Source organism: Chromohalobacter sarecensis, from assembly GCF_023061135.1.
In the GTDB taxonomy this organism is placed as follows: Bacteria; Pseudomonadota; Gammaproteobacteria; order Pseudomonadales; family Halomonadaceae; genus Chromohalobacter; species Chromohalobacter sarecensis.
In genome coordinates this window covers 105,939-131,483 of the sequence record NZ_JAKGAN010000001.1, presented here as the reverse complement: position 1 = coordinate 131,483, position 25,545 = coordinate 105,939, and the positions used below count along the sequence as shown (strand labels likewise).

Below are 25,545 nucleotides of genomic sequence, written 5' to 3'. Positions count from 1 at the left end.
GATTTTCAACCCAGTTATCGAAATGCCGCTTTGAATTTTTGCACGGCGGCTCGACGCAGCGATGTGTGATGGCGAATCAAACCTTGGTTCTTCAGGACGATGTCCTGAAGTTCTTGATATAGAGCGCTCACCTCGGCATCCGCATTTACTGGCATCACGGGTACAACTGAGTTGAGATCACTCACATAACCGCGAATCTGTTGTCGTAGACAACTTTGAATCTTATCCGGAGCGACGCCAACGGCGTTAAGGTCGTGCAGTGTGGCTGGTTCTTTTTCCGGGAAGTTGGCAAGATTGTCAGTGTAAATACCGCCAGTCAGGCAGGGAGTTGCTGAATAAAAGCTGGAAAAATTAAGGATGAGCGCTATTCCACTCACCTTTGGTCCCAATCCATGATCTGCCAATCGTCTGGCAGCGATATAATTTTCAGCGACCCGGAGCAGTGCCGGTTTGCGGTATGCTGCCTGCCAGTCCTCAAGTAAGTAGTTGCCGTTTTTTAGCCCCCGGTTGTGTTTCAACAGAGCATCTCGGCGAGGAGCAGATTTGTGTGTACAGTGAACAAAGCTGTCGACAGCATGCAGAATCTTCAACTGACACTCTGGAACGTAGAAAGCCCATGCGCCCCGATTCACGCAGAAGGTACCGCCCTCAAACGACAATGTCTTGCGCTTAAGATGTGCTTTTTTAAATACACTAATGCTGGTCATGATTGTCTTTTGGCCGCTTCGTGAGCCCACGCTCCCTCAAGAATCGGACAGGAACGCTGTGGTAATTTTCTGGCCGCTGAAAGGGGCTAGCCACTCCTCCCGGACATGGATTGGCAGACACCGCACGGTCCTTTCGAGCCCCTGCTTCAACCCCTCTACCGTTGGCGGGGTCAGATAACGCTCGAGATCACCTCGGAAGACAAACCTAACCCCGCCCCGGCTGTCGGTAGAAAGGATGGGGGTTCCGCAAGCCAGAGCCTCTGTCAGCACGATGCCCAGGCCCTCGTATTCGGAGGCCAGTACGAACAGGTCAGCCTGCTTCATCCAAGGGTAGGGGTTGGTGCGCTTACCGGCAAAGATAACTCGGTCAGCAATGCCCAGCGCGTGGGCTTTCTGTTCCAGCTCCTGCCGCAACGGGCCGTCGCCTACGATGGCCAGCTTGTGGGGAATGTCAGCGCCGGCAAACGCTTCCATCAGCAGCGCATGGCCTTTCTGTGGGACCAGCCGTGCTACGTTGACGATATAAGGCTCGTCGGGTATTTCGGGGTCGGTCTCGCTAGCCAGCTCGCCGATGTGGTCAACGGGGCACGGGTTGGTGATGACCCTCAGGCTTTTCGGTGTGATACCGCCATTGGCAAAGGCCTCGCGGACGGACTCTTCGACTCCAGAGGACACACAGACAAGGTGGCGGTCATGGAGTACCAGTTTCCATTCCAGTTTTTTCTGCCATAGCGGACGGTCGTAATGGATGACGTTTTCCAGCACATAGATGCAGCGCTCATCCTGGAACGACCAGAAATACTTGAAAGTGCCCAGACCTCGGAAAATGATTCGGTCAAAGCGCCCGTATTGCTGTTCCAGCTTGTGGATGCGCTGCCTTAGGAGCCAGCCGCTGAGCCATCCCACCCACATAAAGTGGGATTTCGGCAGCAATACGCCGAGCAACAAGCGAGACAGCAGAAAAACCGGAATACCGATGACTGATTTAATCAGGGCTTGAAACTGGTCGAAATAGTGCAAGCGCACGGCTGGGTTCGCCGGGCTAAGGTCGTTGGGGCGATCGCGACAGGCTAGTAGGTGGCTTTCATGCCCTTCATCGGCAAAAGCATCGGCCAAGTTGACGGCAACCCGCTCCATGCCTCCCATCTTCAGGCTATGGATAATCACCAGCGTTCTCATTCGACAGATTCCTTGGCCGGGCGCCTCAGGCTTAGGTGGCGGTATACTTTTTAATTCCGTTCACGGCCCAGTAGGATCGGTTCTCTTTCACTGCTTTGCGGATGGCTTTGTTTCGTGCCCTGATTTCCGGCTTGGCATAACCACGGTCATGATCGAGGTGAAGGCAAACCGTGCTGAAGCGGATTTGCTTCGACTTGTGACCGTAATTCCACAAGCGTTCGCCCAATTCCCGATCCAGACCACCGTACTGCATGTCTTCATTGAAGCCGTTCACCGCCACCAAGTCTCGGGTCCAGGTTGAGCTGTTCATGCCGTTCCAACTGGCGGTCGCCGGAGTCAACGTATTGAGCAGTTTGCGAAAGGCCCAAGAGGGAGAGAGCTTCCAGCACTTGTGGTTCTTCGGTTGGCCGTTAGCCACCAGCCATGCTGGGTCAAAGATAACGCCACTACGGATATCCTCGTCGGTGATGATCTCCGATACCGGCATGGTGAGTTTGATATAGCCACCCGAGAGGAAATAGCCCGGTTCCGCCAGTTGACGGTGGGTGGCGATGAAGTCCGGTTCGGGGATGCAGTCGCCATCGCTAAAGATCAAGTAGTCACAGTCGGTTTCACGAATAGCCTTGTTGAGGATCTGGCACTTGCGGAAGCCGTCATCCTCATGCCACACGTGATCAAGGGTGAGAATGCCCCGCACCTGGAAATGGTCGATCAGCTGGCAAGTCTCGTCGGTAGAGCCGTCATCCGCCACTATTACCCTGAAGTCGCGAGCTGACTGATTCTCATAGCCGGACAGTACCTTACTGAGCCATACGGGCGAGTTATAGGTGGTGATCACCACACCCGTGGCCTTGGGCGTTGCTGCGTTGTTCGAAGGCATAGTTCCAGGACGATCCGGCTGTGTCTGAAAACAAGGGCACAGTATACACGCAGGTGCAGGTGTCGGCCGGTGCCCGTCGGGAAATACCCGGATCATACAGCCTTCAAGGTCTGAGAAGTAGGGCGGGCTGTACAGGGAGGTTTGCTGTAGCGGGCTATCAAGAAAGCATATAGCCAGTATAAAACAGGCTAAATCACCCTCTGTGAACTGCCCCCGAAGGTTGGATACTCTCTCCAACTTTCGGGGGCAGTTCAATTTTCAGCGGGTTTTTTCGAACGCCGACGCGTCGCCGGCGTAGCGGTTCTCTTGCTTGGCTCAGTCGCGCTTGAGCGCTGCACCGAAACGCTTGTTGAAGCGCTCGACACGACCACCGGTGGTCGCCTGCTTCTGCTTGCCGGTATAGAACGGGTGGCACTGCGAGCAGACATCCAGGTAGAAGTCGTCTTTGGCGGTGGAGCCCAGCTCGAAGGTCGCGCCGCATGAACAGGTGGCGGAGACCTTCTTGTATTCGGGATGGATCGCTTGTTTCATTTTGCTGCCTCACGCTATGGTGCGCCGCCACCTGGTCGATGCCAGGCACCGCACACGGGTTGATAAAGATGCAACCGATTGATTCGGCATGCGACCCGGACGATACTCGCCTGGCCCACAGCCGAAGGGCCGAACATTATAGCAGTGCCGTGATATCGCTGAAAAGACGCGTGACGCCTGCAACGCCATGTGCCGCCACCCTTTCGGAGGATTCTTGTCGAGCACCGACCATACGCCGCGCCTACTCAGAGTCGCCCTGCCCACCCCCTTGCGACGCCTGTTCGACTATCGCCCCTGTCGCGAGGTGCCCGCTTGTGGCTGGCGCCCAGGGCTTCGCGTCAAGGTGCCGTTCGGACGTCGCCAGCTCATCGGCGTGGTGGTCGAGTGCCCCGAGCACAGTGACGTTCCGGACGCGCAGCTCAAGGCCGTGCTGGCATGCCTCGACGACGCTCCCTTACCCGACGACTGGTGGTGGTTGTGCCGCTTTACCGCGCGCTACTATCAACACCCGCTGGGTGACACTATCGCCCAGGCACTTCCCGTCGCCTTACGCCAGGGGCGGCCATTGCAGGCACGCCACCAGGAGCGCTGGATAGCGCGCGACGGCGATACCGACACGCTCGAACGCGCGCCTCGCCAGGCCGAACTGCTGGCGATGCTGCGCCAGCACCCACGTGGCTTGCTGACACGCGCGGTCACCGCGCAAGGCTTCACTCGCGCTCAGTTGGAGGGCCTGCTGGCCAAACATCTCGTCGAGTGTCGCGAAGAACGCCTGACGGCCACCGAGGAAGAATCCGGCTCACGGCTCGCCGAACCCTCGCTGCCGCTAACCCGCGAGCAGGCAGGCGTCCTCGCCGAGATTCATGAAGGCCTCGAACGCTATCATCCGTGCCTGCTGCATGGCGTCACCGGCAGCGGCAAGACCGAAGTCTATCTACAACTCATCGAGGCGGTGCTCGCACGAGGCCGTCAGGCGCTGGTGCTCGTGCCGGAGATCGGCCTGACACCGCAAACGCTGACCCGTTTCCGGCAACGCTTTCGGGTCCCCGTGGTCGCCCTGCATTCGGGGCTCACCGATCTCGAACGCCTGGATGCCTGGGACGCCGCGCGCAGCGGCCGGGCGCCGATCGTCATCGGCACTCGCTCGGCGGTCTTCACTCCCCTGGCGGCGGCCGGGGTGATCGTCATCGACGAGGAGCACGATGGCTCCTTCAAGCAACAGGAAGGCCTGCGCTACCACGCCCGCGACCTGGCCATCGCCCGCGCCCACCGCGAGAACATCCCTATCGTGCTGGGCAGCGCCACACCAGCACTGGAGACGCTCGCCCAGGCGCGTAGCGGCCGCTACCGTCACCTGCGTCTGACGCAACGCGCCAACCGCCACGCTCCGGCGCGCCTGGAGCTGACCGACCTACGCGGACGCCACCGCCAGGGCGGCTTGATCGCCCCTGCCATCGAGGCAGTCCGGCAAACCCTGAGCGCGGGCAACCAAGTGCTGGTCTTCATCAACCGGCGCGGTTTCGCGCCTACCCTGGCGTGCCACGCGTGCGGCTGGATGGCCGAGTGCCCGCATTGCGATGCTCGCATGACGCTGCATCGCCAGCCCCAGGAATTGGTCTGTCATCATTGCGACTTTCACCGCCCGCTGCCCGATGCCTGCCCGGAATGCGACAGTGGCGATTTGCGCCCACTGGGCAGCGGCACCGAGCGCACCGAGGAAACGCTGGCGGCATTGTTCCCCGAGACGCCCGTGCATCGCATCGACCGCGACAGCACGCGGCGCAAGCAAGCCTTCGAGGACATCCTGCGCGAGATTCGACGCGGCGAGCCCAGCCTGCTGGTCGGCACCCAGATGCTCGCCAAGGGCCATCACTTGCCGCATGTCACGCTGGTGGTCGTGGTCAACGCCGACGCCGGGCTCTACGCCAGCGATTTCCGCGCCCTCGAGCACAGTGCCCAACTACTGGTGCAGGTCGCCGGCCGCGCTGGCCGCGCCGAGCATCCCGGACGCGTGCTGGTCCAGACCCTGCATCCCGACGACCCCAACCTGCGTTTGCTCGCCGACAGCGGCTACGAAGCACTCGCTGGCCAACTACTGGAAGAACGTCGCCTGGCCGGCCTGCCGCCCTATCGTCATCTGGCCCTTGCCCGCTTCGAAGCCGCGCGCGAGGAACACGTCGCCGAATTCGCCACCGCCGCCGCCGAGGCATTGCGCGAATGGCTCGTCACTCAGGACACCTCGGTCACCTGCCTGGGACCGGTACCGGCGCCCATGGAACGCCGTCAGAATCGCTATCACATGCAGTTGATGCTCTCCGACACGCGGCGCAGCGCCCTACACCGTGCGTGCGCCTGGCTGGTGCAATGGCTGGACAATCATCCCGATAGTCGTCGCGTACGCGCCTCGCTGGATGTCGACCCACAAACGCTGAGTTGACGGGGTTTCAGCCCCCCACAACCGCCGCCACGAGCGGCAACGCAAGACACATGGCGTCGCTGGGTTTAAAGGCGTCGGCCAATCGCCGATAATAGGCGGCCTTAACGCTCTTAGCGCAGCCTGGCGCTCGCCGGCCTGTCGCGCGCCAGACACAGGACATCGGAATTTCATGAAAGACACCATCATCGAACTGCTCGACGCGGCCGGTACGCAGCTCAAGCAGCAAGGCATTCTTCCCCAGGACACCCCGCTGGCCATCAAGGTCGAGCCCACCAAGGACAAGGCCCACGGCGACTACGCGAGCAACCTCGCGCTGACCCTCGCCAAACCGGCCGGCCGTAAGCCACGCGAGCTGGCCGAGGCACTGGTCGCGGCGCTGCCGGAAAGCGCCGCCATACGCCAGGTCGACATCGCCGGCCCCGGGTTCATCAACTTCTTCGCCGCCACCGACGCCGTCGCTCAGGTCGTGCCCAGCATTCTGGATGCCGGCGATACCTACGGGCGTAGCCTGAGCGGTCAGGGCCAACAGGTGCAGGTGGAATTCGTCTCCGCCAATCCCACCGGGCCGCTTCACGTCGGCCATGGACGTGGCGCCGCCATCGGCGACTGCCTGTGCCGGCTGCTGGAAGCCACCGGCTACGATGTCACCCGCGAGTTCTACTACAACGACGCGGGCGTCCAGATCCACAATCTCGCCCTCTCGGTGCAAGCCCGCGTGAAAGGCCTCACGCCAGAGGCCGCCGAGTGGCCCGAGAACGGCTATCGCGGCGCCTATATCGCCGATGTCGCCAAGGCGTATGTGGCTGGCGAGACGATTACCGCCGATGATCGAGAAGTCACCGGCAAGGGCGATGCCGAGGATCTCGAGGCTATCCAGCACTTCGCCGTCGCCTACCTGCGTCGCGAGCAGGATCTCGACCTCAAGGCATTTGGTGTCGCCTTCGATGTCTACTTCCTGGAATCCTCGCTGTACAACGACGGCAAGGTGGACGCCACGGTGAAAGCACTCGTCGACGGCGGCCATACCTATGAAGAGGACGGCGCCACCTGGCTGCGCACCACCGATTTCGGTGACGACAAGGACCGGGTGATGCGCAAGAAAGACGGCGGCTATACCTATTTTCTGCCGGACGTCGCCTACCACCTCGACAAATGGCAACGTGGCTTCACCACCGTGATCAACGAGCAGGGCGCCGATCACCACTCCACGGTCACTCGGGTACGCGCCGGCCTGCAGGCGCTGGAAACCGGCATCCCGCAAGGCTGGCCGGACTACGTGCTGCATCAGATGGTGCTGGTCACGCGTTCCGGGGTCGAGGTCAAGCTCTCCAAGCGCGCCGGCAGCTACGTGACCTTGCGCGATCTCATCGATGAAGTGGGCCGCGATGCCACCCGTTTCTTCCTCGCCGCGCGGCGTGCCGATTCGCAGTTGACCTTCGATATCGACCTCGCTCGCTCGCAGTCCAACGACAACCCGGTCTACTACATCCAGTATGCCCACGCGCGCGTATGCAGCATGATGCGTCGCGCCGAAGCCGACGCCAAGGCGTTCGATCATGCGCTGGGCATGCAACACCTGAGTCGGCTCGATACCGAGCAGGAAAAAGAGCTGATGAACCGCCTGGCACGTTATCCAGAGGTCGTCGAACGGGCGGCTCAGACCCGCGAGCCACAGCAGGTCGCCCAGTACCTGATGGATCTGGCCTCCGATTTCCACACCTGCTACAACGCGGTCAAGGTCATGGTCGACGACGCTGAATTGCGTAACCCCCGGATGGCGCTGGGCCTGGCCACGCGCCAAGTGCTGCGCAACGGCCTCGACCTGATGGGCGTCAGCGCACCCGAGGAGATGTAAGCATGGCTCGTCGCCCCGCCCAGCAAGGAAAGAGTAACGCCCGCGCCGCGTCGCGCGGCGCTACCAGCCGCAAGCGCCAGGCCAAATCATCGCGCGCGGGCCTCCCGGGATGGCTATGGGGCGTGGCCGGCTTGATCGTCGGCTTCGCGCTCGCTCAATACCTCCAGCAGTCGGCCCCGGAACCGGTCGCCACAGTCATGCCCAAGCCCTCCAATAGCGCCTCGTCCGGCAGCGATTCGACGGGCAGTAAAGACGGCGACGCCTCATCGGCCGGTACCTCCAACGAGGAGGCCTCCGAGTCGCGCATGCCGACCTTCGAGTTCTATACCTTGTTGCCGGAATCGGAGGTCATCGCCCCCAAGGTGGATAACACCACGGCACTACCCACCAGCAACGGCGGCGAGAGTTCGGCGGAGGCGAGCGACGACCGTGCTGACGAGGTGGTCGCCAATCCTTCAGCCGATGGACTCAAGTACATGCTGCAGGCGGCCTCGTTTCGCAAGGTCGCCGATGCCAAGCGCCTCGCGAGCCGACTTCAGGACCTTGGACTGATCGCCAAGATCACCGAAGTGCAAACCTCCAACGACGAAATCTGGCATCGCGTGCAGGTCGGCCCCTACCAAAGCACGAATGAGCTGACGCGCGCCCAGGACCTGATGGTGACGCAAGGCATCGAGCCATTGCTGATCAAGCTACAGAATTGAAGGGGCACCCGGGCGGCTTGATTTCCCCGACAGCCGCCCGCATTACCGTGAGCATCGGCATTCGTCGCCATCGTTTTATCGCCTGAGGGGCCGCGGGCGCCTCGGCAATCAAGTCATCGGGTGCCCGACACCCCACAAGGAGTTCCCATCCATGACCACGATCGTATCCGTACGTCGCGGCGAACATGTCGCCCTCGCCGGCGATGGACAGGTTTCGCTCGGCAACACGGTGATGAAAGGCAACGCCAGCAAGGTGCGCCGCATTCACCATGGCAAGGTGCTGGCCGGATTCGCCGGCGGCACGGCTGACGCCTTCACATTGTTCGAGCGCTTCGAGGCCCAGTTGGATAAGTACCAAGGGCATCTGGTCAAGGCCGCCGTCGAGCTTTCCAAGGAATGGCGCACCGACCGCGCCCTGCGCCGCCTGGAAGCGATGCTCGCCGTGGCCGACAAGAACGCCTCGCTGATCCTCACCGGTAACGGCGATGTCGTCGAACCCGAACGCGGCATCATCGCCATCGGCTCCGGCGGTCACTACGCCCAGGCCTCCGCACGCGCCCTGCTCGAGAACACCGACCTCGACGCACGCACCATCACCGAGAAGTCGCTCGAAATCGCCGGCGATATCTGCGTCTTCACCAATCAAAACATTACCCTCGAGGAGCTGTGAGCCACGCTCACCGCTCCCGGGCAGCATAGGGCTCCGTCATGACACAGATGACTCCCCGCGAGATCGTCCACGCACTGGATCAGTACATCATCGGCCAGCAGGAAGCCAAGCGCTCGGTGGCCATCGCCCTGCGCAACCGCTGGCGCCGCATGCAACTCGACGACAGCCTGCGCGGCGAGGTGGTGCCCAAGAACATCCTGATGATCGGTCCAACCGGGGTCGGCAAGACCGAGATCGCCCGTCGCCTGGCCAAGCTGGCCGGGGCGCCGTTCATCAAGATCGAGGCGACCAAGTTCACCGAAGTGGGCTATGTCGGCCGCGACGTCGAGTCGATCGTCCGCGACCTGGTCGAAATGGCCATGAAGATGGTTCGCGAGCAGGCCAAGGAAGAAGTCGCCCACAAGGCAGAAGACGCCACCGAGGAGCGCATTCTCGACGCGCTTCTGCCGCGGCCGCGCGGCAGCGAGTACGACCATGCCCACGACGACTCCTCGACGCGTCAGACCTTCCGCAAGAAGCTGCGTGAAGGCCAGCTCGACGACAAGGAGATCGACATCGAGGTCACACCTCAGGGTGGCAACTTCGATATCTCCGCGCCGCCGGGCATGGAAGAGATGACCAGCCAGCTGCAAAGCATGTTCTCCAACATGGGCAAGCAGAAGTCGGAATCACGCCGCGTAACCGTCGAGGAAGCTCGGCGCCTGTTGCACGACGAAGAAGCCGCCAAGCTGGTCAACGAGGAACAGATCAAGAACCGCGCCATCGAGGCGGTGGAGCAGAACGGCATCGTCTTCCTCGACGAGATCGACAAGGTCGCCAAGCGCGGTGACTCGGGCAGCGGCGGCGATGTCTCCCGCGAAGGCGTGCAGCGTGACCTGCTGCCGCTGATCGAGGGGTCGACGGTGTCCACCAAGCACGGCATGGTCAACACTGACCATATCCTGTTCATCGCCTCGGGGGCGTTCCACCTCTCCAAGCCGTCGGACTTGATCCCCGAACTGCAAGGGCGTCTGCCGATCCGTGTCGAGCTGCAAGCGCTGACGCCGGATGACTTCAAACGCATCCTCACCGAGCCGTCCGCCGCGCTGACCCGACAATACCAGGCGCTGCTGGCCACCGATGGCTTGGAGGTGAACTTTACCGATGAAGGCATCACGCGCATCGCCGAGATCGCCTGGCAGGTCAACGAAGGCACCGAGAACATCGGCGCGCGGCGGCTGCACACGGTGATGGAACGCCTGCTCGAGGAGCCGTCCTTCCAAGGAGGTGACATGGCCAGCCCGCTGACCATCGATGCCGCCTATGTCGACGAGCAACTCGGCGAATTGGCCACCGACGAAGACCTGTCGCGGTATATTCTTTAAGCTAGGCGCTACGAGCTTCGGGCGACGAACCGCTCGAAGCTCGAAGCTCGAAGCTCGAAGCTCGAAGCTCGAAGCTCGAAATCAGCATGTCGCTCCCGACACTCGAGTTAAGGCTTTTTCTTCAAGCTTCCAGCCGCGAAGCGGCGTTCTTCCAGCGTCAAGCTCACCGAAGGTGATCCTATGTCCACACCCGTTCCCACGCGCATCCATTACCATCAGCAGGCCCGCGAGCTCGAACTCGGCTATGCCGATGGCACATCCTACCGCTTGCCGGCGGAGCTGTTGCGCGTGTTCTCGCCTTCTGCCGAGGTTCGCGGCCACGGCCCGGATACCGCTGTCCTGCAGGTGGGCAAGAAGGATGTCGGCCTCAAGAACATCACCCAGGCCGGGCGTTATGCCCTCAAGCTGCACTTCGACGACGGCCATGACAGCGGCCTGTACAGCTGGGACTACCTCTATGCAATGGCCTGCCATCAAGAGCAATGGTGGGCCGATTACCTGCACCGCCTCGAGGAGGCCGGCGCCTCGCGCGAGCCTTCCACCATCACCATCAAGGAGTTATAAGACACCCCGGCGTGGCGACAAACGCCGGGGGCGACGTTACAATGCAGCCCCACTTCCACGCACCGCGCGGGCACTCCACGCCTGCCCAAGGAAAGGTCATGGACAAGCGCACGACCCACTTCGGTTATCAGGAAGTTCCGGTCGAGGAGAAAGCCGACCGGGTGGCGCAAGTCTTCCATTCGGTCGCCGCCCGCTATGATGTCATGAACGATCTCATGTCGTTCGGCGTGCATCGCCTCTGGAAACGCCTGACCCTCGAGCGCGCCGGCGTCCGCCCCGGTCATCATGTGCTCGACATCGCCGGCGGTACCGGCGACCTGGCGCTCAAGTTCTCGCGCTTGGTCGGTCCCCGCGGACGCGTGGTCCTCGCCGACATCAACGCCTCGATGCTGCGTGTGGGCCGCGACAAGCTGCTCGACAATGGCGTCGGCGACAACGTCGAATACGTGCAGGCCAATGCCGAAGCGCTGCCCTTCGCCGACAACAGCTTCGACTGCATCACTATCGCCTTCGGCCTGCGCAACGTCACCGACAAGGATGCCGCGCTGCGCTCCATGGCACGCGTGCTCAAGCCCGGGGGGCGCCTGCTGGTCCTGGAATTTTCCAAGCCGGCGAGCGCCGCGCTGTCGCGCCTCTATGATGAATATTCCTTCCGCGTCTTGCCGCGTATGGGCGAATGGGTCGCCCAAGATGGCGAGAGTTATCGCTACCTGGCCGAATCGATTCGCATGCATCCCGACCAGGAAACCCTCAAGGCGATGATGGAAGACGCCGGGCTCGAACGTGTCGAGTACACCAACATGACCGGGGGCGTCGTCGCCCTGCACCGTGGCATCAAACTATGAGGCCGTCATGCCGGTGATGTTCACTACCCTGCTGGCCAGTGCGGAAACGCTGATCAACGGGCTTCTTGCACACGATCCCGCCTCGCCCTCGCGATTGTCGCAGCTTGCCGGACAGCGCATATCGCTGCGTCTGGAACGCCCGGCACTGGCGGCGCTAGTGCACTTCGACACCCATGGCATTACGCTGCTCGCCCAGCACGACCCCGACGAGGCCGATAGCGACGTGGTTGTCGAACTGGACGTCGAGACCCTGGGCGCGCTGCTTAGTGGCGAACGCGTCGAAGCATTGATGTTTGCCGGACGGCTATCGGTGCGCGGGCGTACTCATGTGCTGGAACGCGCCAGTCAGCTGCTCAGCGATCTGGAAATCGACTGGGAAGCCGAACTGGCGCACTGGCTCGGCGACATGCCCGCGCATAGCTTGTCGCAAGGCTTGCGACGCCTGAATCGCTTCGGCCTGCGCACGTGCGGCGAGTTGCGACGCGACGTGCATGAATACTTGACCGAGGAAGCACGGCTACTGCCCAGCCGCACGCAATGGGAGATCGCTCGCGAGCATTTGACGCAACTGGGCTTGGCCACCGACCGACTCGAGGCACGCCTGGACCGGCTGGTTCGCGAGATCGAACGTCGCCGACAGGAGGAGCACGCGTCGTGAATTTGCGGCTGTTTCGTATCGCCTGGGTGATCGCGCGTTTTCGCCTCGACACCCTGATCCCCGCAGAGCGCCTCCCCGGCATACTGCGCGTGGCGATGAAGCTCTCGCCACTGCGCTTGCTACCCACCGGCCCGCATACCCGAGGCAAGCGCCTACGCCTGGCGCTCGAAGCCCTGGGTCCGATCTTCGTCAAGTTCGGCCAGATGCTCTCCACCCGCCGTGACCTGCTACCGCCGGACATCGCCGACGAACTCAAGCGTCTCCAGGATCAGGTACCGCCGTTTCCCGGCGAGCAGGCCCGCGCGCTGGTCGAGGAAGAGCTCGGCATGGATATCGATACCGCCTTCGCCGAATTCACCCGCGAGCCACTCGCCTCGGCTTCCATCGCCCAGGTCCACGGCGCACGCCTGCACAGCGGCGAAGACGTAGTGGTCAAGATCATCCGCCCCAACATCGATGGCGTGATGCGCAAGGACATTGGCCTGCTGTATACCTTCGCGCGCCTGCTCAAACGGGTTCCCGAAGCCAAGCGGCTACGCCCTGTCGAGGTCGTCGCCGACTACGAGTCCACGCTATTCGATGAATTGGACCTGCACAAGGAAGCGGCCAACACCTCGCAACTCAAGCGTAACTTCCGCGATTCACCGCTACTTTACGTGCCGGCAATCCACTGGTCGCTGACACGCAAGCAGGTGATGGTCCAGGAGCGTATCCACGGCATTCCGGTGGCCGACATGGACGCCTTGCAAGCGGCCGGCATCGACTTGCGCCGACTCGCCGAGCGCGGTGTGGAAATCTTCTTCACCCAGGTGTTTCGCGATAATTTCTTCCATGCCGACATGCACCCCGGCAATATCTTCGTGTCCGCCGACAATCCGCACGACCCGCAGTACATCGCCATCGACTGCGGGATCGTCGGCAGCCTGACCCGCGAGGACCAGGATTACCTGGCCCGCAACCTGCTCGCCTTCTTCCGCCAGGACTACTACGAAGTCGCCGTGTTGCACATCGAATCGGGCTGGGTCGGCGAGGACACGCGCGCCAACGAGTTCGCGGCGGCCATACGCGCGGTTTGCGAGCCGATTCTCGAAAAGCCACTCAAGGACATTTCCTTCGGCCAGGTGCTGTTGGGACTGTTCCAGACCGCGCGGCGCTTCAATATGGAAGTCCAGCCGCAGCTGGTGTTGTTGCAGAAAACGCTACTCAATATCGAAGGGCTCGGTCGCCAGCTTTACCCGGACCTGGACTTGTGGAGCACCGCCAAGCCTTACCTGGAACAGTGGATGAAAGAACGTGCCGGGCCTCGCGGCTTCTGGGATGCTTTGACCAAGCACGCACCCGAACTCTCGCGCCAGTTGCCCGAGCTGCCAGTGCTGGCTCACCAGGCTCTCGCCCGCAGCGAAGACAGTCACCGCCAGCAGCGCCAGCAAACCGAGGCGCTCAATGCCTTGCAACGGCGTTGGCACAGTACCGGAACGCGCGCACGGCGGTTGCGCCTCGGCGCCTTACTGATCGCCGTGGCGCTAGCTTGGCAGCCACTCTGGGAATGGGCGCACACCCAACCCTGGCCGGTGCTGGTCGCTGCCACACTGGGGCTGGCACTCATCGCTTGGCGTTGACGTCGCTGCTAGCGCACGATGTTGCTGCTATCATCCACTCACTACTCTATTTGTCTCGGGACCGTCACATCATGAATGATACGCTTGCCCAGCTATCGGACGTCCTGGCCACACGCCGCCATGCCGACCCCGACAGCTCGTACGTTGCCAAGCTCCACGCCAAGGGTCTCAACAAGATCCTGGAGAAAGTCGGTGAGGAAACCACCGAGACCCTTCTCGCCGCCAAGGACGCCGAGCACGGTGACGACGAAACGCGTCAGGCATTGGTCGCCGAAACCGCCGACCTGTGGTTTCATAGCCTGGTGATGCTCTCGCATCTGGACATCGACCATCAGGCGGTGCTGGATGAACTGGCCCGGCGCTTCGGAACGTCCGGCCTGGAAGAAAAAGCCTCACGCCCATCACGCTAATCGGCCCGGCCGTCTTCGGGCATCAAGGAGATCTTCCATGTTAGGTGGAATCAGTATCTGGCAGCTGCTGATCGTTCTCGGCATCGTCATCCTGATCTTCGGCACCAAGAAGCTGCGCAATATGGGCAGCGATCTCGGGGGTGCCGTAAAGGGATTCAAGAGCGCCGTCGGCGAAGAGGAACAGAAAAAAGCGCACGACGACGAGGACACGACGCAGCAGCGTGTCGAGCATGAAGCGAACGACGAGACGCTCGACACCCAATCGAAAACCTCGCAATCGTCCAAGGCCGACGAAACGTCCGAGCGGAAGTAACCGCCATGTTCGATATGGGCTTTCTCGAACTGATGATCATCGGTGTCGTGGCCCTGTTGGTGCTAGGACCCGAGCGCCTGCCCACGGCGGCGCGCACCGTGGGCCTGTGGATCGGCAAAATCAAGCGTACGGTGTCCGGCATGCAGCGCGAGATCAACGCACAGCTGGAAGCCGAGGACCTGCGTCAGAAGCTCAATGAGCAGCAACGCAAGCTCGATGCCGGTCTGCACAAGGTCCGCGACGGGGTCGAACGCCACGCCGACGACACCGACACGCACCACGCCGGATCACGCCGGGGGCCGACGGCGCCTAAACCGGATGATGACGCCTCAGCGACGCGTCCCGACGCCCCCCGGGACACACCCGACGCCTCGTCCGCCAAGGATTCCAACGCCCCATGAGCGATACATCGCCCCGCGAACCGGAGGAGCACGCCCAGGCACCCTTGATCGAACACCTGATCGAGTTGCGTTCGCGGCTGGTCAAGGCGGTGGCGGTGATCGTGGTCATCTTCGGCGCGCTTTACGCCTTCTCCAACGATATCTACAGCTTCGTCGCCGACCCGCTGATGGCACTCTTGCCCGAAGGCGCGCAGATGATCGCTACCGAAGTGGCCTCACCTTTTCTGGCGCCCTTCAAGCTGACGCTGTTCACGGCCTTCTTCATCGCCGTACCCTTCGTGCTCTACCAGGCCTGGGCATTCATCGCGCCGGGCCTCTACCGGCACGAGAAGACCTTGGCATTTCCCCTGCTCGCCTCGAGCATTCTGCTGTTCTACGGCGGCGTGGCCTTCGCCTATTTCGTGGTCTTTCCCCTGTTATTCGACTTCTTCGTCCATACCGGGCCGGAGAACGTCACGGTGATGACCGATATCAATCAGTATCTGAATTTCGTGCTCAAGCTGTTCTTTGCCTTCGGTGCGGCCTTCGAAATTCCCATCGCCACGTTCCTGCTGATCTGGACCGGTGCGACCAGTGTCGAAAGTCTTGGCAAGAAACGCCCCTACGTGCTCGTCGGCTGCTTCGTGGTGGGTATGATGATGACGCCCCCGGACGTGGTCTCCCAGAGCCTGCTCGCCATTCCCATGTGGCTGCTGTTCGAGGTCGGCATCCTCTTCGGTCGCCTGGTACCGCGCCACCGTCACGACGCCGATGACGAGGCATCCCGAGAAGACTGATCTACGACAAACGGGCCACGCCTGGCCCGCCTTCGCCGTTGATTGGTGCGTGTCGCGCTCGGTTTCGTGGGTATACTGCAGATACCCGGAGATACACGCTCGTCACTGTCACATTCTTGTCACAGACGGGTGTCATGCTTCCGGCCCAGCGGTTGGTCACAAGCGACGACAGGGAGCTCATGATGGACGACACGCGCTCTTCCGATGTTCCCCTCGGTAGCGATAATGCAGCATCTCAGGAAGTCGGTGAGAAGCCACCGCTTCGCGTCAATCGCACGCGCACGGGCATTCACGCCAAGCCCGCGCCATTCCCCGAGGCCGAACTCGACGATCCAGCACTGTACTTCAACCGCGAACTCTCGCACCTGCAGTTCAACATCCGCGTGCTCGAGCAATCTCTGGATCCCTCACATCCGCTGCTCAATCGACTGATGTTCCTGCTGATTTTCTCTTCCAATCTGGACGAGTTCTTCGAGATTCGCGTGGCCGGCCTCAAGCATCAAGTCGCCCTGGCCCGCGAGGAAAGCGGCTCCGACGGCATGCCACCCCGCCAGGTGCTCGCCGAGATATCGCGCATCGCGCACGAGCAGGTCGAGCGGCAATACCGCATCCTCAACGAGACCCTGATCCCTGCGCTCGAGGAGCAACGCCTGCGTTTTCGCCGCCGCACCCAGTGGACCGAGGCCCAGGCTGAATGGGTACGCGAGTATTTCGCCGAGGAAATCATTCCAGTGATCAGCCCCATCGGCCTCGACCCTTCGCACCCGTTTCCACGCCTGGTCAACAAGAGCTTGAACTTCATCGTCGAGCTCGAAGGCACCGATGCCTTCGGCCGTGAAGGGGGGCTTGCCATCCTGCCCGCCCCACGCTCGCTGCCGCGCTTGATGCGCCTACCACGTGAGCTGAGCGAGGCCGGCTATACCGAATACGTCTTCCTGTCGTCAATGATTCACGCCCATGCTCAGGAAGTATTTCCCGGTATGCAGGTGCGCGGTTGCTTCCAGTTTCGCCTGACGCGCAACGCCGATCTGGCCGTCGACCCCGAAGATGTCTCGGACTTGGCCTCGGCCTTGCGCGGTGAGCTGCTGGCGCGACGCTACGGCAGTGGTGTACGTCTCGAGGTGGCCGATAATTGCCCCGACCGGCTGACGCACTTCCTGCTCACCCAGTTCGAGCTCGAGGCCGCAGATCTGTACCGCGTCTCCGGCCCGGTCAACCTGACGCGATTGATGTCGGTGCTCAGTGACGTCGAGCGTCCCGACTTGCTGTATCGTACCTTCACGCCGGGAGTGCCACGTCAGGTCAAGAGCGATGTCAGTCTGTTTACCCAGATCGCCCAGAACGACATCCTGCTCCACCATCCTTTCCAGTCCTTCTCGCTGATCGAGGACTGGCTTCAGGAAGCCGCCAGCGATCCGGATGTGCTGGCGATCAAGCAGACGCTGTACCGAACCGGCGCCGATTCGCCCATCGTCAGCGCCCTGGTCGATGCCGCACGCAACGGCAAGGAAGTCACCGTGGTCATCGAACTGCGGGCGCGTTTCGACGAGGCTGACAACCTCGCGCTGGCATCGCGTCTCCAGGAAGCCGGCGCCATCGTCATCTACGGCGTCATGGCCTACAAGACCCACGCCAAGATGCTCCACGTGGTCCGCCGTGAACGCGGCACGCTGCGCTATTATGCGCACCTGGGCACCGGCAACTATCACTCCAAGACCGCCAAGCTGTATACCGACTACAGCCTGCTCACCGCCAACGAGACACTGTGCGAAGATGTTCACAAGGTCTTCCAGCAGCTCTCTGGGATGGGCAAACCGCGTCAGATCGATACGCTGCTGCATGCGCCGTTCGTGCTGCACGACCGCCTGGTGGCGATGATCGACCGCGAAGCACGCTACGCCGAAAAAGGCCACAAGGCGCAGCTGATCATCAAGTGCAATTCGTTGACCGAGCCACAGCTGATCCGCGCGCTTTATCGCGCCTCGCGCGCCGGGGTGCAATGCGATCTGATCATTCGCGGCATGTGCTGCCTGCGACCCGGCGTCGAAGGGATCTCCGATAATATCCGGGTGCGCTCGATCATCGGTCGCTTCCTGGAACATACCCGCGTGTTCCACTTCCACAACGGCGGCAAGCCTGAAACCTGGTGCTCCAGCGCGGACTTCATGGAACGCAACATGTTCCGCCGCGTGGAGACCTGCTTCCCGCTGCTCGACAAGAAGCTCGCCCAACGCGTACGCAAGGATCTGGCCACTTACCTCGTGGACAACTGCCAGAGCTGGGAACTACAGACCGACGGCCGCTACCGTCTCCTCGACGCCGGCGACGCCGAACCGATCAGCGCCCAGGAAACCTTGCTCTACGCCTACGCCGTCAAACCCTGAGCTCGAAGCTCGAAGCTCGAAGCTCGAAGCTCGAAGCTCGAAGCTCGAAGACAGCCTGAACCAAACCGCCTCCGTCGCAAGTTCAAGCGACGGAGGCGATTTTTCTTCCAGCTTCCAGCCACGTAGCGGCGCTCTTCCAGGCGTCGGTTACACCCCGATCTGGCCTCCGTCGGCTTTCTGGATCACCACCGTGGCCGCCCGCGGACGCACGCTGCCGTCAGTCGCGCGCGTGGCATCCTGCGTCGCGGCACCGGGATCCGCTGGCCAATTGCCGGGGTGCTGGATGTTGATGAACAGCGCTGTCTTGTCGGGCGTAGTGAACGCCCCCGTCACCTCGCAACCATTGGGGCCGACCGCGAACCGCTTGAGCTGCTGCTGATTGCCGGCCCCCACCACCGGGGCCTGACCGCGCTCATGTGATAAGGCGCTCGGCACGACCGCCAGCACTTGGTCGTTGGTCTGTTCGGCGACGCCATCATAGCCATTATCGGTTTCGATCCAGAGGATGCCCTGGCCATCGCCGCGGTCGTCGAACCACAAGCCATCGGGACTAGCGAACTGATTGAGCTCGGTGAGTCCTGATAGGTTATCGGTGTCGTTCGCGCTGGCACCGAACACGAAGATCTCCCAGTGTAAAGAAGTCGCCGCCGGGCTAGGCTCACGCCAACGAATGATCTGGCCGGCTTGGTTGTTAGCCCGCGGGTTGGCCGCATTGGTCGGGGCGGTGTCATAGGCGACACCAGGCCCGTCGATATCGCTACCACCATTGCTGAACGTGGCTGCGGTGCCCTCGGCGGTACGATCGCTATTGTTGGTCAGCGCCACATACACATCACCGCTATTTGAGTCTACGGTGGCCCACTCGGGACGATCCATCGGCGTGGCACCCATCAGGTCAGCGGCATCACAAGTATTGATGATCACCCCGGCCAGGTCGTCGTCAGCCAGACCCAGTGCGGTAGACAAGCGCTGGCCATCCTGGGTCGTGGCGTCCGCGGTCAGCGGCAACCACTCACCCGTGCCATCGGCATTGAAGCGCGCCGCATAGAGCGTGCCTGCGTCCAAGTACTTTGCGCCAATCGCCAGACGATCGTAATCCTCGCCGGGGCGATTGGCATCGGCGGGATCCCAGTTAGCTTTGGAAACAAACTTATAGATGTATTCGTTACGCGCGTCGTGGCCGGAGTAAAACGCTAACGGCTGGCCTGCCGTCAGTTTGCCAAGCCAGGCGCCCTCATGGCGGAAGCGCCCCAGATAGGTCCGTTTGATCGCCGCGGCTTCAGTGCTGACACTAGCGGTGTTGCCGTAGGGATCGACCTCGACCATATAACCAAAGGTACGCGGCTCGTTACGGTAGTCGCCGCTGGCGCTGGTGGCGCTGGGCGTGGCGTTGAAGCGGGTAAACTCAGCATCCACCTCGTCGACAGCCCCGGCGGCGGTTTCCCAGGCATAGCGGCTGCGCCCATCAGGAATACCAATGCGGTTGTCATCAATCGTGCGACTGCTGGTTTTGGTAAAGATAGCAGGCCAGTTTTCTTCACCGCTGAGGAAAGTGCCCCAAGGGGTCAAGCCATGACCACAGTTGTTGTTGGTGCCCCGGGTGCGGGTACCGTCAGGCGAGTAGGCGGTGACGACATAATCGCTACCGCGCACCGGACCGCCAATCTCTATCGGCGTAGCCGACGTGATACGCATGTTGTAGCGCGAACCGGCGTCCGACGACCAGACGTTGTCACTGTTTTTGCTTAGCTTGACGAGAGTGACACCATGCGCATTGATCTCGGTGCGAACTTCATCCGCCGGACGGCTACCGCTATCTTGATTGGAAGGGCCTCCCTGGGGAGCCCACAGGGCGCCTTGATCGATATACTCATTGTTGAGCGCCAACACAAACTCGCGAGAGGCGCTCTCTTCGCTAAGCGCAAAGAAATCCATGGCATCGTGGTGCATACCCACGCTATTCGCCTGGTATTCAGGGGTCACCACGCGGTCAGCGCTCCACGGACCCACACTGTCATTAATCGGTGTCCCCCAGGGCACCAACACCTGGGCGGTGTAGCCTTTCGGGACCACGACCGCATCCGTCTTCGAACCGGCAATCGACTCGAACGCCAGCGCCAGCGGCGTCTTTTGAGCGCCGCTTTCCTGCGCCCTGGCCATGTTGAGGCCACCAAGGCCGCCCAACATGCCCAAGGCGGCCAGGCTCAAGCCACCACGCATGATGTCGCGTCGCGACGCATGACGCTCCAGCACGGATGAAAACGGCTCGTTAGCGCTTTGGTTCAGGTTGCTGTGATTCTCGATTTCCTTGCTCATGATCTCTCCTCACGGCGTTCGACCGACACTCCGACATGTCGGCACAAGCTGTGAGGTCATATCCTGGACCGCCGATATGACAATGCCATGAAGCAACGCTCAGGCACGCGCATCGCGCAACCGCTCGGCGGCCAATGCAAGCAAGTGCTCGGTCGTTTCCCAGCCCAGGCAGGCATCGGTAACGGAGACGCCATACCGCATGGCACCCGGCTGCAACGGCTGCTTGCCCTCGTGCAGGTGACTTTCCAGCATCACGCCGACCAGATCGCGATCGCCGGCCAGGCGCTGTTCGAGCACATCGAGCATGACCTCGGTCTGGCGGCGGTGGTCCTTGCGCGAGTTGGCATGGCTGCAATCAACCATCAAACGCGGCGCGATGCCGGCGTTCTGCAGTTCGCGGCGACAGGCCCTGACCGAGTCCGCATCATAGTTGGGCTTGCCATGTCCACCGCGTAGCACTACGTGGGTATGCGGATTGCCGTCAGTCTCGCGCATCGCCGGTCGACCGGCATCGTCGAGAGCAAAGTGGCGATGTGGGTGCGCAGCGGACTGCATTGCGGCAACGGCGACATCGACGCTGCCGTCGGTGCCGTTCTTGAAGCCCACCGCGGCGTGCAGGCCACTGGCCAATTCACGATGAATCTGCGACTCGGTGGTACGCGCGCCGATGGCCACCCAACTGAGCAGGTCTTCCAGATACGGCGCGGCCATCGGCTGCAACAATTCGGTGGCCACGGGCATGCCCAGGGCAGCGATATCGCGCATCAAGCGCCGCGAGACCTCCAGGCCATGCGCCATGTCATCACTGCCATCCAGGTGCGGGTCATAGGCGAGGCCCTTCCAGCCCACGGTGGTGCGCGGTTTTTCGACATAGACACGCATGACCATCAACAGACGGTCGTCGAGGCGCGCGGCAAGTTCACTGAGCTTTTCGGCATATTCCAGCGCCGCACGCGGATCGTGAATCGAGCAGGGCCCCACCACCACCAGCAGACGGTCGTCGCGGCCATCGAGAATAGCCTGAATCTCGCCACGCTGGCGTTCGATCTGCTTTTCGAGGGCGCCTTCCAGCGGCAGGCGCTGCTTGAGTTCCCCCGGCGTGGGCAAGGGCTGATGAGAAGGTGCCGTGGCGACATCGGGGCGTTGGGGCATCGTCAGGGGTGCGTTCATGTCGAGTCTCTTGTCTGGGCTGTCCGTCATGCGCGGACAGCGGAACTTCGTGTTCGGTGGACGCCACCCAGCGTTTCACGGTCGGAGGTGGCAGCTAGGGCCGACCGGATGTCGCTAAATCGCCAATAATATAGTGCCTGCGTGCTCTGCCATGCGCCGCCGATCTCGAACATGTCCCGCTCCTGTGTCATACGTCAAAAAAGGGGTGGATTAAACGCAAAAACCCCCGGTCGGGTTGCCGACCAGGGGTTCGAAGACGCTGGAGGCAACCCGGGGTGGGCGTGCCTCGCGGCGTATCAGGTCATGTGACCTTATCGCCGGGCACGCCGGGGCTAAACCAATATCCATAGCTAAAACCAGACAACGCGCGCACGGCATCTTCCGCTGCCTGAATCGGCAGGGAAGGCATACGTGCGGTGACTGATGCTATCGACATGGGTTGACTCCTAAACATGCCCTTATCCTACATGGCTGTGGCAATTTGGCAAGCCCGCAACGGCAAGCGTCACTCATCGCAGGTGACGACCACCATCGACAGGCAATATCGCGCCGGTCACGAAATCGTTGTCGAGCAGATAACGCAGCGTCTGATAAATGACGCCCGGCCCCGGCACCTTGGCCATCAACGACTTGGCCTTGGCCTTCTCGGCATAGGCCTCGTCGTCGCCCTCGCCCAGCATGATCAAGGCCGGCGCGATGGCGTTGACCTGGATATCCGGCGCGTACATCGCGGCGAACGACAGGGTCAGGTTGTCCAAGCCCGCCTTGGTCGCCGCGTAGGCGGCATGCTTGCGCGAGCCCTTCTGGCTGACGTAGTCAGTCATGTGGATGATGTCGCGCTGCGGTTCCTGGCAGGCATCGAGCAGCTCTCGGGCATGCAGGTTGATCAGGTAAGGGGCCTGCATGTGCACGCGAAACAGGCGTTCGAAATTGGCGCCGGCATCGTCGTCGAGGCTGTCCGGCGCCCAGTCGCTGGCATTGTGGACGATGGCGCGCAGCGACGAGGTCTGCGCCTTGAGGCGTGCAATGAAGTCGTGAATGCCCGCCTCGCTGGAAAAGTCCGCCGCCAGAGTCACCGCCCCGCGACGACGCAGTGCCTCAAGAGACTCGCGTTCGCGACGGTAGCTCATGATCACCGGCTGGCCGTCGTCAAGCAGGCGCTCGACGCAATGGCGCCCCAAGCGCTGGGCGCCACCGGTGACGAGAATCGGCGATTGGCTCATGCGTCGTCCTCCGCACGGCGCTCGCCGGGCGACAGCGGTACGGTCTCGGCCGCGTCGTCCGGCAGCGGAATCAGCGGTACGCGCGGCGCATAGGCGAAGACATCCGAGAAGACTCGCTCGGGATCGAGCCCCAGCGGCGCCAGCGTATCGATGCAGGCGTAGACCATGCCCGGCGAGCCGGAGAGGTAGATATCATCGCCGGAGACGTCCTCCAATACCGTAGCAAGCACCTCGTCGATACGCCCGATGTGGCGTGTCACCCCCGGTGGCGTGCTCAGACCGGGATCGCTCTCCTCGCTGACGGTGTGCATCTCGACATACGTATGCTCGGCGACCCATTGCAGCGCCAGGCTTTCCAGATACAGATCCCGCGGATGCTTGACCGCCCACCACAACCGAATCGGGCCCGGGTGCTCGTTGGCCAGAGCCGCCTCGACGATGGCCTTCATCTGGGCGAAACCCGTGCCCGCCGCGATCAGCGTCAGCGGCCGCCGACTGCGGAGGTCCAGCACGCAGCCGCCATTGGGCAGGCGCACCGTCAACTGGGCGGCCTGCACGAGGATCTCGCGCAGGCGTGCCGAGTTGCTGCGTTCCGGCCAATGCTGGACGTGCAGTTCGATGATGCCGTCGTCGACATGGGCGTTGGCGATGGAGAACGGCACCCAGGTCTCGTCGTCGAGCTTGAGCTCCAGGTACTGCCCGGGGGCATGCGCGATAGCCTCGCGGCGCCCCGCCAGATGCACGCGGAATACATCGGGCGTCAGGTCCTCGACCGATTCGACATGGCAGGTCAGGGTCTTAGGCGTCATCGTGTCCTCGTTCGTCGCTCTGGGGCGAATGTCGGGGGGCCGGTGGCGGCGTCGCGATGCCGTATTCCTCCCAGCGCGCGTCGACACGCCGCTTGATGGCCTCGTCCATGACGATGGGCGTGCCCCACTCGCGGTTGGTTTCGCCCGCCCATTTAGTGGTGGCATCGAACCCCATCTTCGACCCCAGGCCCGCCACCGGCGAGGCGAAATCGAGATAGTCGATGGGCGTGTTCTCGACCATCACCGTATCGCGCGCCGGGTCCATGCGCGTGGTGATCGCCCAGATCACGTCTTCCCAGTTACGCGCGTCGACATCGTCATCGAGCACGATCACGAATTTGGTGTACATGAACTGGCGCAAGAAGCTCCACACGCCCATCATCACGCGCTTGGCGTGGCCCGGGTACTGCTTCTTCATGGTCACCACCGCCATGCGGTAGGAACAGCCTTCCGGCGGCAGGTAGAAATCGACGATCTCGGGAAATTGCTTGCGCAGGATCGGCACGAACACTTCGTTGAGTGCCAAGCCGAGGATGGCGGGTTCATCCGGCGGCCGCCCGGTATAAGTGGAATGATAGATCGGATCGCGGCGATGGGTGATGCGTTCCACGGTAAAGACCGGGAACGTCTCGACCTCGTTGTAGTAGCCGGTATGGTCGCCATAAGGGCCTTCCGGCGCCGTATCGTCGGGGTAGAGATAACCCTCGAGAACGATTTCGCTCGAGGCTGGTACCTCGAGATCGGCATGCCCGCACTTGACCAGTTCGGTGCGCGAGCCGCGCAGCAAGCCGGCGAAGGCGTATTCGGAGAGGCTATCCGGCACCGGCGTCACCGCACCGAGAATGGTGGCCGGGTCGGCACCCAGCGCCACCGCCACCGGAAACGGCTCGCCCGGGTGGGCTTGCTGCCATTCCTGGAAATCCAGCGCCCCGCCGCGATGCGACAGCCAGCGCATGATCAGGCGGTTCTTGCCCAATTTCTGCTGGCGGTAGATGCCCAAGTTCTGGCGCTCCTTGTGAGGCCCCTTGGTGACCACCAGCGACCAGGTCACCAGCGGTGCCACGTCACCCGGCCAACAATGCTGGATCGGTAGCTCGTCAAGGTCGACATCGTCGCCTTCGCGGACCACTTCCTGGCATGGCGCCTTGCGCAACGTCTTGGGCCCCATGCTCATTACCTGCTTGAAGATGGGGAGCTTTTCCCAGGCATCACGGAAGCCCTTGGGCGGCTCCGGCTCCTTGAGAAATGCCAGCAGTTCGCCGACCTCGCGCAGCGCGCCGATCGAGTCCTGGCCCATGCCCAGTGCGACACGCTCCGGCGTGCCGAACAGATTGCCCAGCAACGGCATGGCGTGGCCCTTGACGTTCTCGAACAGCAACGCCGGTCCGCCCGCGCGTAGCGTACGATCACAGATCTCGGTGATCTCCAGGTAAGGATCGACCTCCGCCGTGATTCGCTGGAGCTCGCCACGTTCCTCCAGCGCCGCGATGAAATCGCGCAAGTCCCGATACTTCATGTGGTTTTCCGTGCCAGAACGCGAAAAGGGCAGCATAACATGCCGCCCCTTTCATTGACCGCCCATCGGCCTTCAGCCCGGCGATATCTTGCACGCGTCAGCCGAGGCAGGCCTTCCGGAGGCGCTATGAACCCATCCCTGGACGCTACCTACGCCATCCATGGCGTAGGACCTCCTGCAGGCCTATCCTCGGCGCCGCTCGCCTCAACATGTT

Annotated in this window: 24 protein-coding genes; 14 read left to right on the top strand and 10 right to left on the bottom strand. The window is 62.2% G+C overall.

Features of this window, described 5'->3' with window-relative positions; genetic code table 11:
* Positions 1 to 14: 14 nt before the first annotated feature.
* The 4 genes from L1071_RS00650 to rpmE form a co-directional block, all read right to left on the bottom strand.
* Positions 15 to 707 (bottom strand): hypothetical protein, encoded by a 693-nt coding sequence (locus L1071_RS00650; protein ID WP_246967442.1) that lies wholly within the window; start codon positions 705 to 707, stop codon positions 15 to 17.
* 36 nt (positions 708 to 743) lie between these two features.
* Positions 744 to 1,886: a glycosyltransferase gene (locus tag L1071_RS00645; protein WP_246967439.1), complete on the bottom strand. Its 1,143-nt coding sequence runs from the start codon at positions 1,884 to 1,886 to the stop codon at positions 744 to 746.
* Positions 1,887 to 1,917: 31 nt separating this feature from the next.
* Positions 1,918 to 2,766, bottom strand: coding sequence for a glycosyltransferase family 2 protein (locus L1071_RS00640; RefSeq protein WP_246967436.1), 849 nt, complete (start codon positions 2,764 to 2,766; stop codon positions 1,918 to 1,920).
* A gap of 315 nt (positions 2,767 to 3,081) precedes the next feature.
* The gene (rpmE, locus tag L1071_RS00635) at positions 3,082 to 3,297 is read right to left on the bottom strand and encodes a 50S ribosomal protein L31 (protein WP_246967433.1); all 216 of its coding nucleotides are present in this window, start codon (positions 3,295 to 3,297) and stop codon (positions 3,082 to 3,084) included.
* Between the two features lie 214 nt (positions 3,298 to 3,511).
* Between rpmE and L1071_RS00630 the strand changes: the two genes are divergently transcribed.
* The 14 genes from L1071_RS00630 (at position 3,512) to ppk1 (ending at position 18,297) form a co-directional block, all read left to right on the top strand.
* Positions 3,512 to 5,734, top strand: coding sequence for a primosomal protein N' (locus L1071_RS00630; protein WP_246967430.1), 2,223 nt, complete (start codon positions 3,512 to 3,514; stop codon positions 5,732 to 5,734).
* A gap of 169 nt (positions 5,735 to 5,903) precedes the next feature.
* A complete protein-coding gene (gene argS / locus L1071_RS00625) occupies positions 5,904 to 7,589 on the top strand; it encodes an arginine--tRNA ligase (RefSeq protein WP_246967428.1) in 1,686 nt (561 codons plus the stop codon).
* 2 nt (positions 7,590 to 7,591) lie between these two features.
* A complete protein-coding gene (locus L1071_RS00620; RefSeq protein ID WP_246967426.1) occupies positions 7,592 to 8,293 on the top strand; it encodes an SPOR domain-containing protein in 702 nt (233 codons plus the stop codon).
* Between the two features lie 151 nt (positions 8,294 to 8,444).
* The gene (gene hslV / locus L1071_RS00615) at positions 8,445 to 8,963 is read left to right on the top strand and encodes an ATP-dependent protease subunit HslV (protein ID WP_133695644.1); all 519 of its coding nucleotides are present in this window, start codon (positions 8,445 to 8,447) and stop codon (positions 8,961 to 8,963) included.
* Positions 8,964 to 9,001: 38 nt separating this feature from the next.
* A complete protein-coding gene (gene hslU / locus L1071_RS00610; protein ID WP_246967424.1) occupies positions 9,002 to 10,327 on the top strand; it encodes an ATP-dependent protease ATPase subunit HslU in 1,326 nt (441 codons plus the stop codon).
* A 180-nt stretch (positions 10,328 to 10,507) separates the two neighbouring features.
* The gene (locus L1071_RS00605; RefSeq protein WP_246967422.1) at positions 10,508 to 10,891 is read left to right on the top strand and encodes a gamma-butyrobetaine hydroxylase family protein; all 384 of its coding nucleotides are present in this window, start codon (positions 10,508 to 10,510) and stop codon (positions 10,889 to 10,891) included.
* Between the two features lie 98 nt (positions 10,892 to 10,989).
* Positions 10,990 to 11,736, top strand: a complete 747-nt coding sequence (gene ubiE / locus L1071_RS00600; protein ID WP_246967420.1) for a bifunctional demethylmenaquinone methyltransferase/2-methoxy-6-polyprenyl-1,4-benzoquinol methylase UbiE — start codon at positions 10,990 to 10,992, stop codon at positions 11,734 to 11,736.
* 7 nt (positions 11,737 to 11,743) lie between these two features.
* Positions 11,744 to 12,394, top strand: a complete 651-nt coding sequence (locus L1071_RS00595) for a ubiquinone biosynthesis accessory factor UbiJ (protein ID WP_246967418.1) — start codon at positions 11,744 to 11,746, stop codon at positions 12,392 to 12,394.
* Entirely contained in the window at positions 12,391 to 14,013 is a 1,623-nt protein-coding gene (ubiB, locus tag L1071_RS00590) for a ubiquinone biosynthesis regulatory protein kinase UbiB (RefSeq protein WP_246967415.1), read from the top strand. The genes L1071_RS00595 and ubiB overlap by 4 nt, the downstream gene beginning before the upstream one ends.
* Positions 14,014 to 14,084: 71 nt before the next feature.
* Positions 14,085 to 14,423 (top strand): phosphoribosyl-ATP diphosphatase, encoded by a 339-nt coding sequence (locus tag L1071_RS00585; RefSeq protein WP_246967412.1) that lies wholly within the window; start codon positions 14,085 to 14,087, stop codon positions 14,421 to 14,423.
* 37 nt (positions 14,424 to 14,460) lie between these two features.
* Positions 14,461 to 14,736, top strand: coding sequence for a Sec-independent protein translocase subunit TatA (gene tatA / locus L1071_RS00580; RefSeq protein ID WP_246967410.1), 276 nt, complete (start codon positions 14,461 to 14,463; stop codon positions 14,734 to 14,736).
* Between the two features lie 5 nt (positions 14,737 to 14,741).
* Complete coding sequence (tatB, locus tag L1071_RS00575; protein ID WP_246898795.1) at positions 14,742 to 15,137, top strand: Sec-independent protein translocase protein TatB; 396 nt, start codon at positions 14,742 to 14,744, stop codon at positions 15,135 to 15,137.
* Positions 15,134 to 15,913: a twin-arginine translocase subunit TatC gene (tatC, locus tag L1071_RS00570; RefSeq protein WP_246967407.1), complete on the top strand. Its 780-nt coding sequence runs from the start codon at positions 15,134 to 15,136 to the stop codon at positions 15,911 to 15,913. Before tatB ends, tatC begins: the two co-directional genes overlap by 4 nt.
* A 182-nt stretch (positions 15,914 to 16,095) precedes the next feature.
* Positions 16,096 to 18,297, top strand: coding sequence for a polyphosphate kinase 1 (gene ppk1 / locus L1071_RS00565; RefSeq protein ID WP_246967404.1), 2,202 nt, complete (start codon positions 16,096 to 16,098; stop codon positions 18,295 to 18,297).
* A 147-nt stretch (positions 18,298 to 18,444) separates the two neighbouring features.
* Here ppk1 and L1071_RS00560 read toward each other — a convergent pair whose 3' ends face one another.
* The 6 genes from L1071_RS00560 to ubiD all read right to left on the bottom strand — a co-directional run bounded on the left by L1071_RS00560 (position 18,445) and on the right by ubiD (position 25,331).
* Complete coding sequence (locus L1071_RS00560; protein ID WP_246967401.1) at positions 18,445 to 20,613, bottom strand: PhoX family protein; 2,169 nt, start codon at positions 20,611 to 20,613, stop codon at positions 18,445 to 18,447.
* 99 nt (positions 20,614 to 20,712) lie between these two features.
* On the bottom strand, positions 20,713 to 21,783 hold the full coding sequence (locus L1071_RS00555) for a 3-deoxy-7-phosphoheptulonate synthase (protein WP_246967397.1): 1,071 nt from the start codon (positions 21,781 to 21,783) through the stop codon (positions 20,713 to 20,715).
* Positions 21,784 to 22,084: 301 nt separating this feature from the next.
* A complete protein-coding gene (locus tag L1071_RS16185) occupies positions 22,085 to 22,219 on the bottom strand; it encodes a hypothetical protein (protein ID WP_281504383.1) in 135 nt (44 codons plus the stop codon).
* Between the two features lie 73 nt (positions 22,220 to 22,292).
* A complete protein-coding gene (folM, locus tag L1071_RS00550; RefSeq protein ID WP_246967395.1) occupies positions 22,293 to 23,006 on the bottom strand; it encodes a dihydromonapterin reductase in 714 nt (237 codons plus the stop codon).
* Positions 23,003 to 23,815, bottom strand: a complete 813-nt coding sequence (locus tag L1071_RS00545; protein ID WP_246967392.1) for an NAD(P)H-flavin reductase — start codon at positions 23,813 to 23,815, stop codon at positions 23,003 to 23,005. Before L1071_RS00545 ends, folM begins: the two co-directional genes overlap by 4 nt.
* Entirely contained in the window at positions 23,805 to 25,331 is a 1,527-nt protein-coding gene (gene ubiD / locus L1071_RS00540) for a 4-hydroxy-3-polyprenylbenzoate decarboxylase (RefSeq protein ID WP_246967389.1), read from the bottom strand. The genes L1071_RS00545 and ubiD overlap by 11 nt, the downstream gene beginning before the upstream one ends.
* Positions 25,332 to 25,545: the final 214 nt, after the last annotated feature.

Coding starts and splice junctions, on each gene's coding strand:
- L1071_RS00650 (WP_246967442.1), bottom strand. CDS start 707: ATGACCAGCATTAGTGTATTTAAAAAAGCACATCTTAAGCGCAAGACA.
- L1071_RS00645 (WP_246967439.1), bottom strand. CDS start 1,886: ATGAGAACGCTGGTGATTATCCATAGCCTGAAGATGGGAGGCATGGAG.
- L1071_RS00640 (WP_246967436.1), bottom strand. CDS start 2,766: ATGCCTTCGAACAACGCAGCAACGCCCAAGGCCACGGGTGTGGTGATC.
- rpmE (WP_246967433.1), bottom strand. CDS start 3,297: ATGAAACAAGCGATCCATCCCGAATACAAGAAGGTCTCCGCCACCTGT.
- argS (WP_246967428.1), top strand. CDS start 5,904: ATGAAAGACACCATCATCGAACTGCTCGACGCGGCCGGTACGCAGCTC.
- L1071_RS00620 (WP_246967426.1), top strand. CDS start 7,592: ATGGCTCGTCGCCCCGCCCAGCAAGGAAAGAGTAACGCCCGCGCCGCG.
- hslV (WP_133695644.1), top strand. CDS start 8,445: ATGACCACGATCGTATCCGTACGTCGCGGCGAACATGTCGCCCTCGCC.
- hslU (WP_246967424.1), top strand. CDS start 9,002: ATGACACAGATGACTCCCCGCGAGATCGTCCACGCACTGGATCAGTAC.
- L1071_RS00605 (WP_246967422.1), top strand. CDS start 10,508: ATGTCCACACCCGTTCCCACGCGCATCCATTACCATCAGCAGGCCCGC.
- ubiE (WP_246967420.1), top strand. CDS start 10,990: ATGGACAAGCGCACGACCCACTTCGGTTATCAGGAAGTTCCGGTCGAG.
- L1071_RS00595 (WP_246967418.1), top strand. CDS start 11,744: ATGCCGGTGATGTTCACTACCCTGCTGGCCAGTGCGGAAACGCTGATC.
- L1071_RS00585 (WP_246967412.1), top strand. CDS start 14,085: ATGAATGATACGCTTGCCCAGCTATCGGACGTCCTGGCCACACGCCGC.
- tatA (WP_246967410.1), top strand. CDS start 14,461: ATGTTAGGTGGAATCAGTATCTGGCAGCTGCTGATCGTTCTCGGCATC.
- tatB (WP_246898795.1), top strand. CDS start 14,742: ATGTTCGATATGGGCTTTCTCGAACTGATGATCATCGGTGTCGTGGCC.
- tatC (WP_246967407.1), top strand. CDS start 15,134: ATGAGCGATACATCGCCCCGCGAACCGGAGGAGCACGCCCAGGCACCC.
- ppk1 (WP_246967404.1), top strand. CDS start 16,096: ATGGACGACACGCGCTCTTCCGATGTTCCCCTCGGTAGCGATAATGCA.
- L1071_RS00560 (WP_246967401.1), bottom strand. CDS start 20,613: ATGAGCAAGGAAATCGAGAATCACAGCAACCTGAACCAAAGCGCTAAC.
- L1071_RS00555 (WP_246967397.1), bottom strand. CDS start 21,783: ATGAACGCACCCCTGACGATGCCCCAACGCCCCGATGTCGCCACGGCA.
- L1071_RS16185 (WP_281504383.1), bottom strand. CDS start 22,219: ATGTCGATAGCATCAGTCACCGCACGTATGCCTTCCCTGCCGATTCAG.
- folM (WP_246967395.1), bottom strand. CDS start 23,006: ATGAGCCAATCGCCGATTCTCGTCACCGGTGGCGCCCAGCGCTTGGGG.
- L1071_RS00545 (WP_246967392.1), bottom strand. CDS start 23,815: ATGACGCCTAAGACCCTGACCTGCCATGTCGAATCGGTCGAGGACCTG.
- ubiD (WP_246967389.1), bottom strand. CDS start 25,331: ATGAAGTATCGGGACTTGCGCGATTTCATCGCGGCGCTGGAGGAACGT.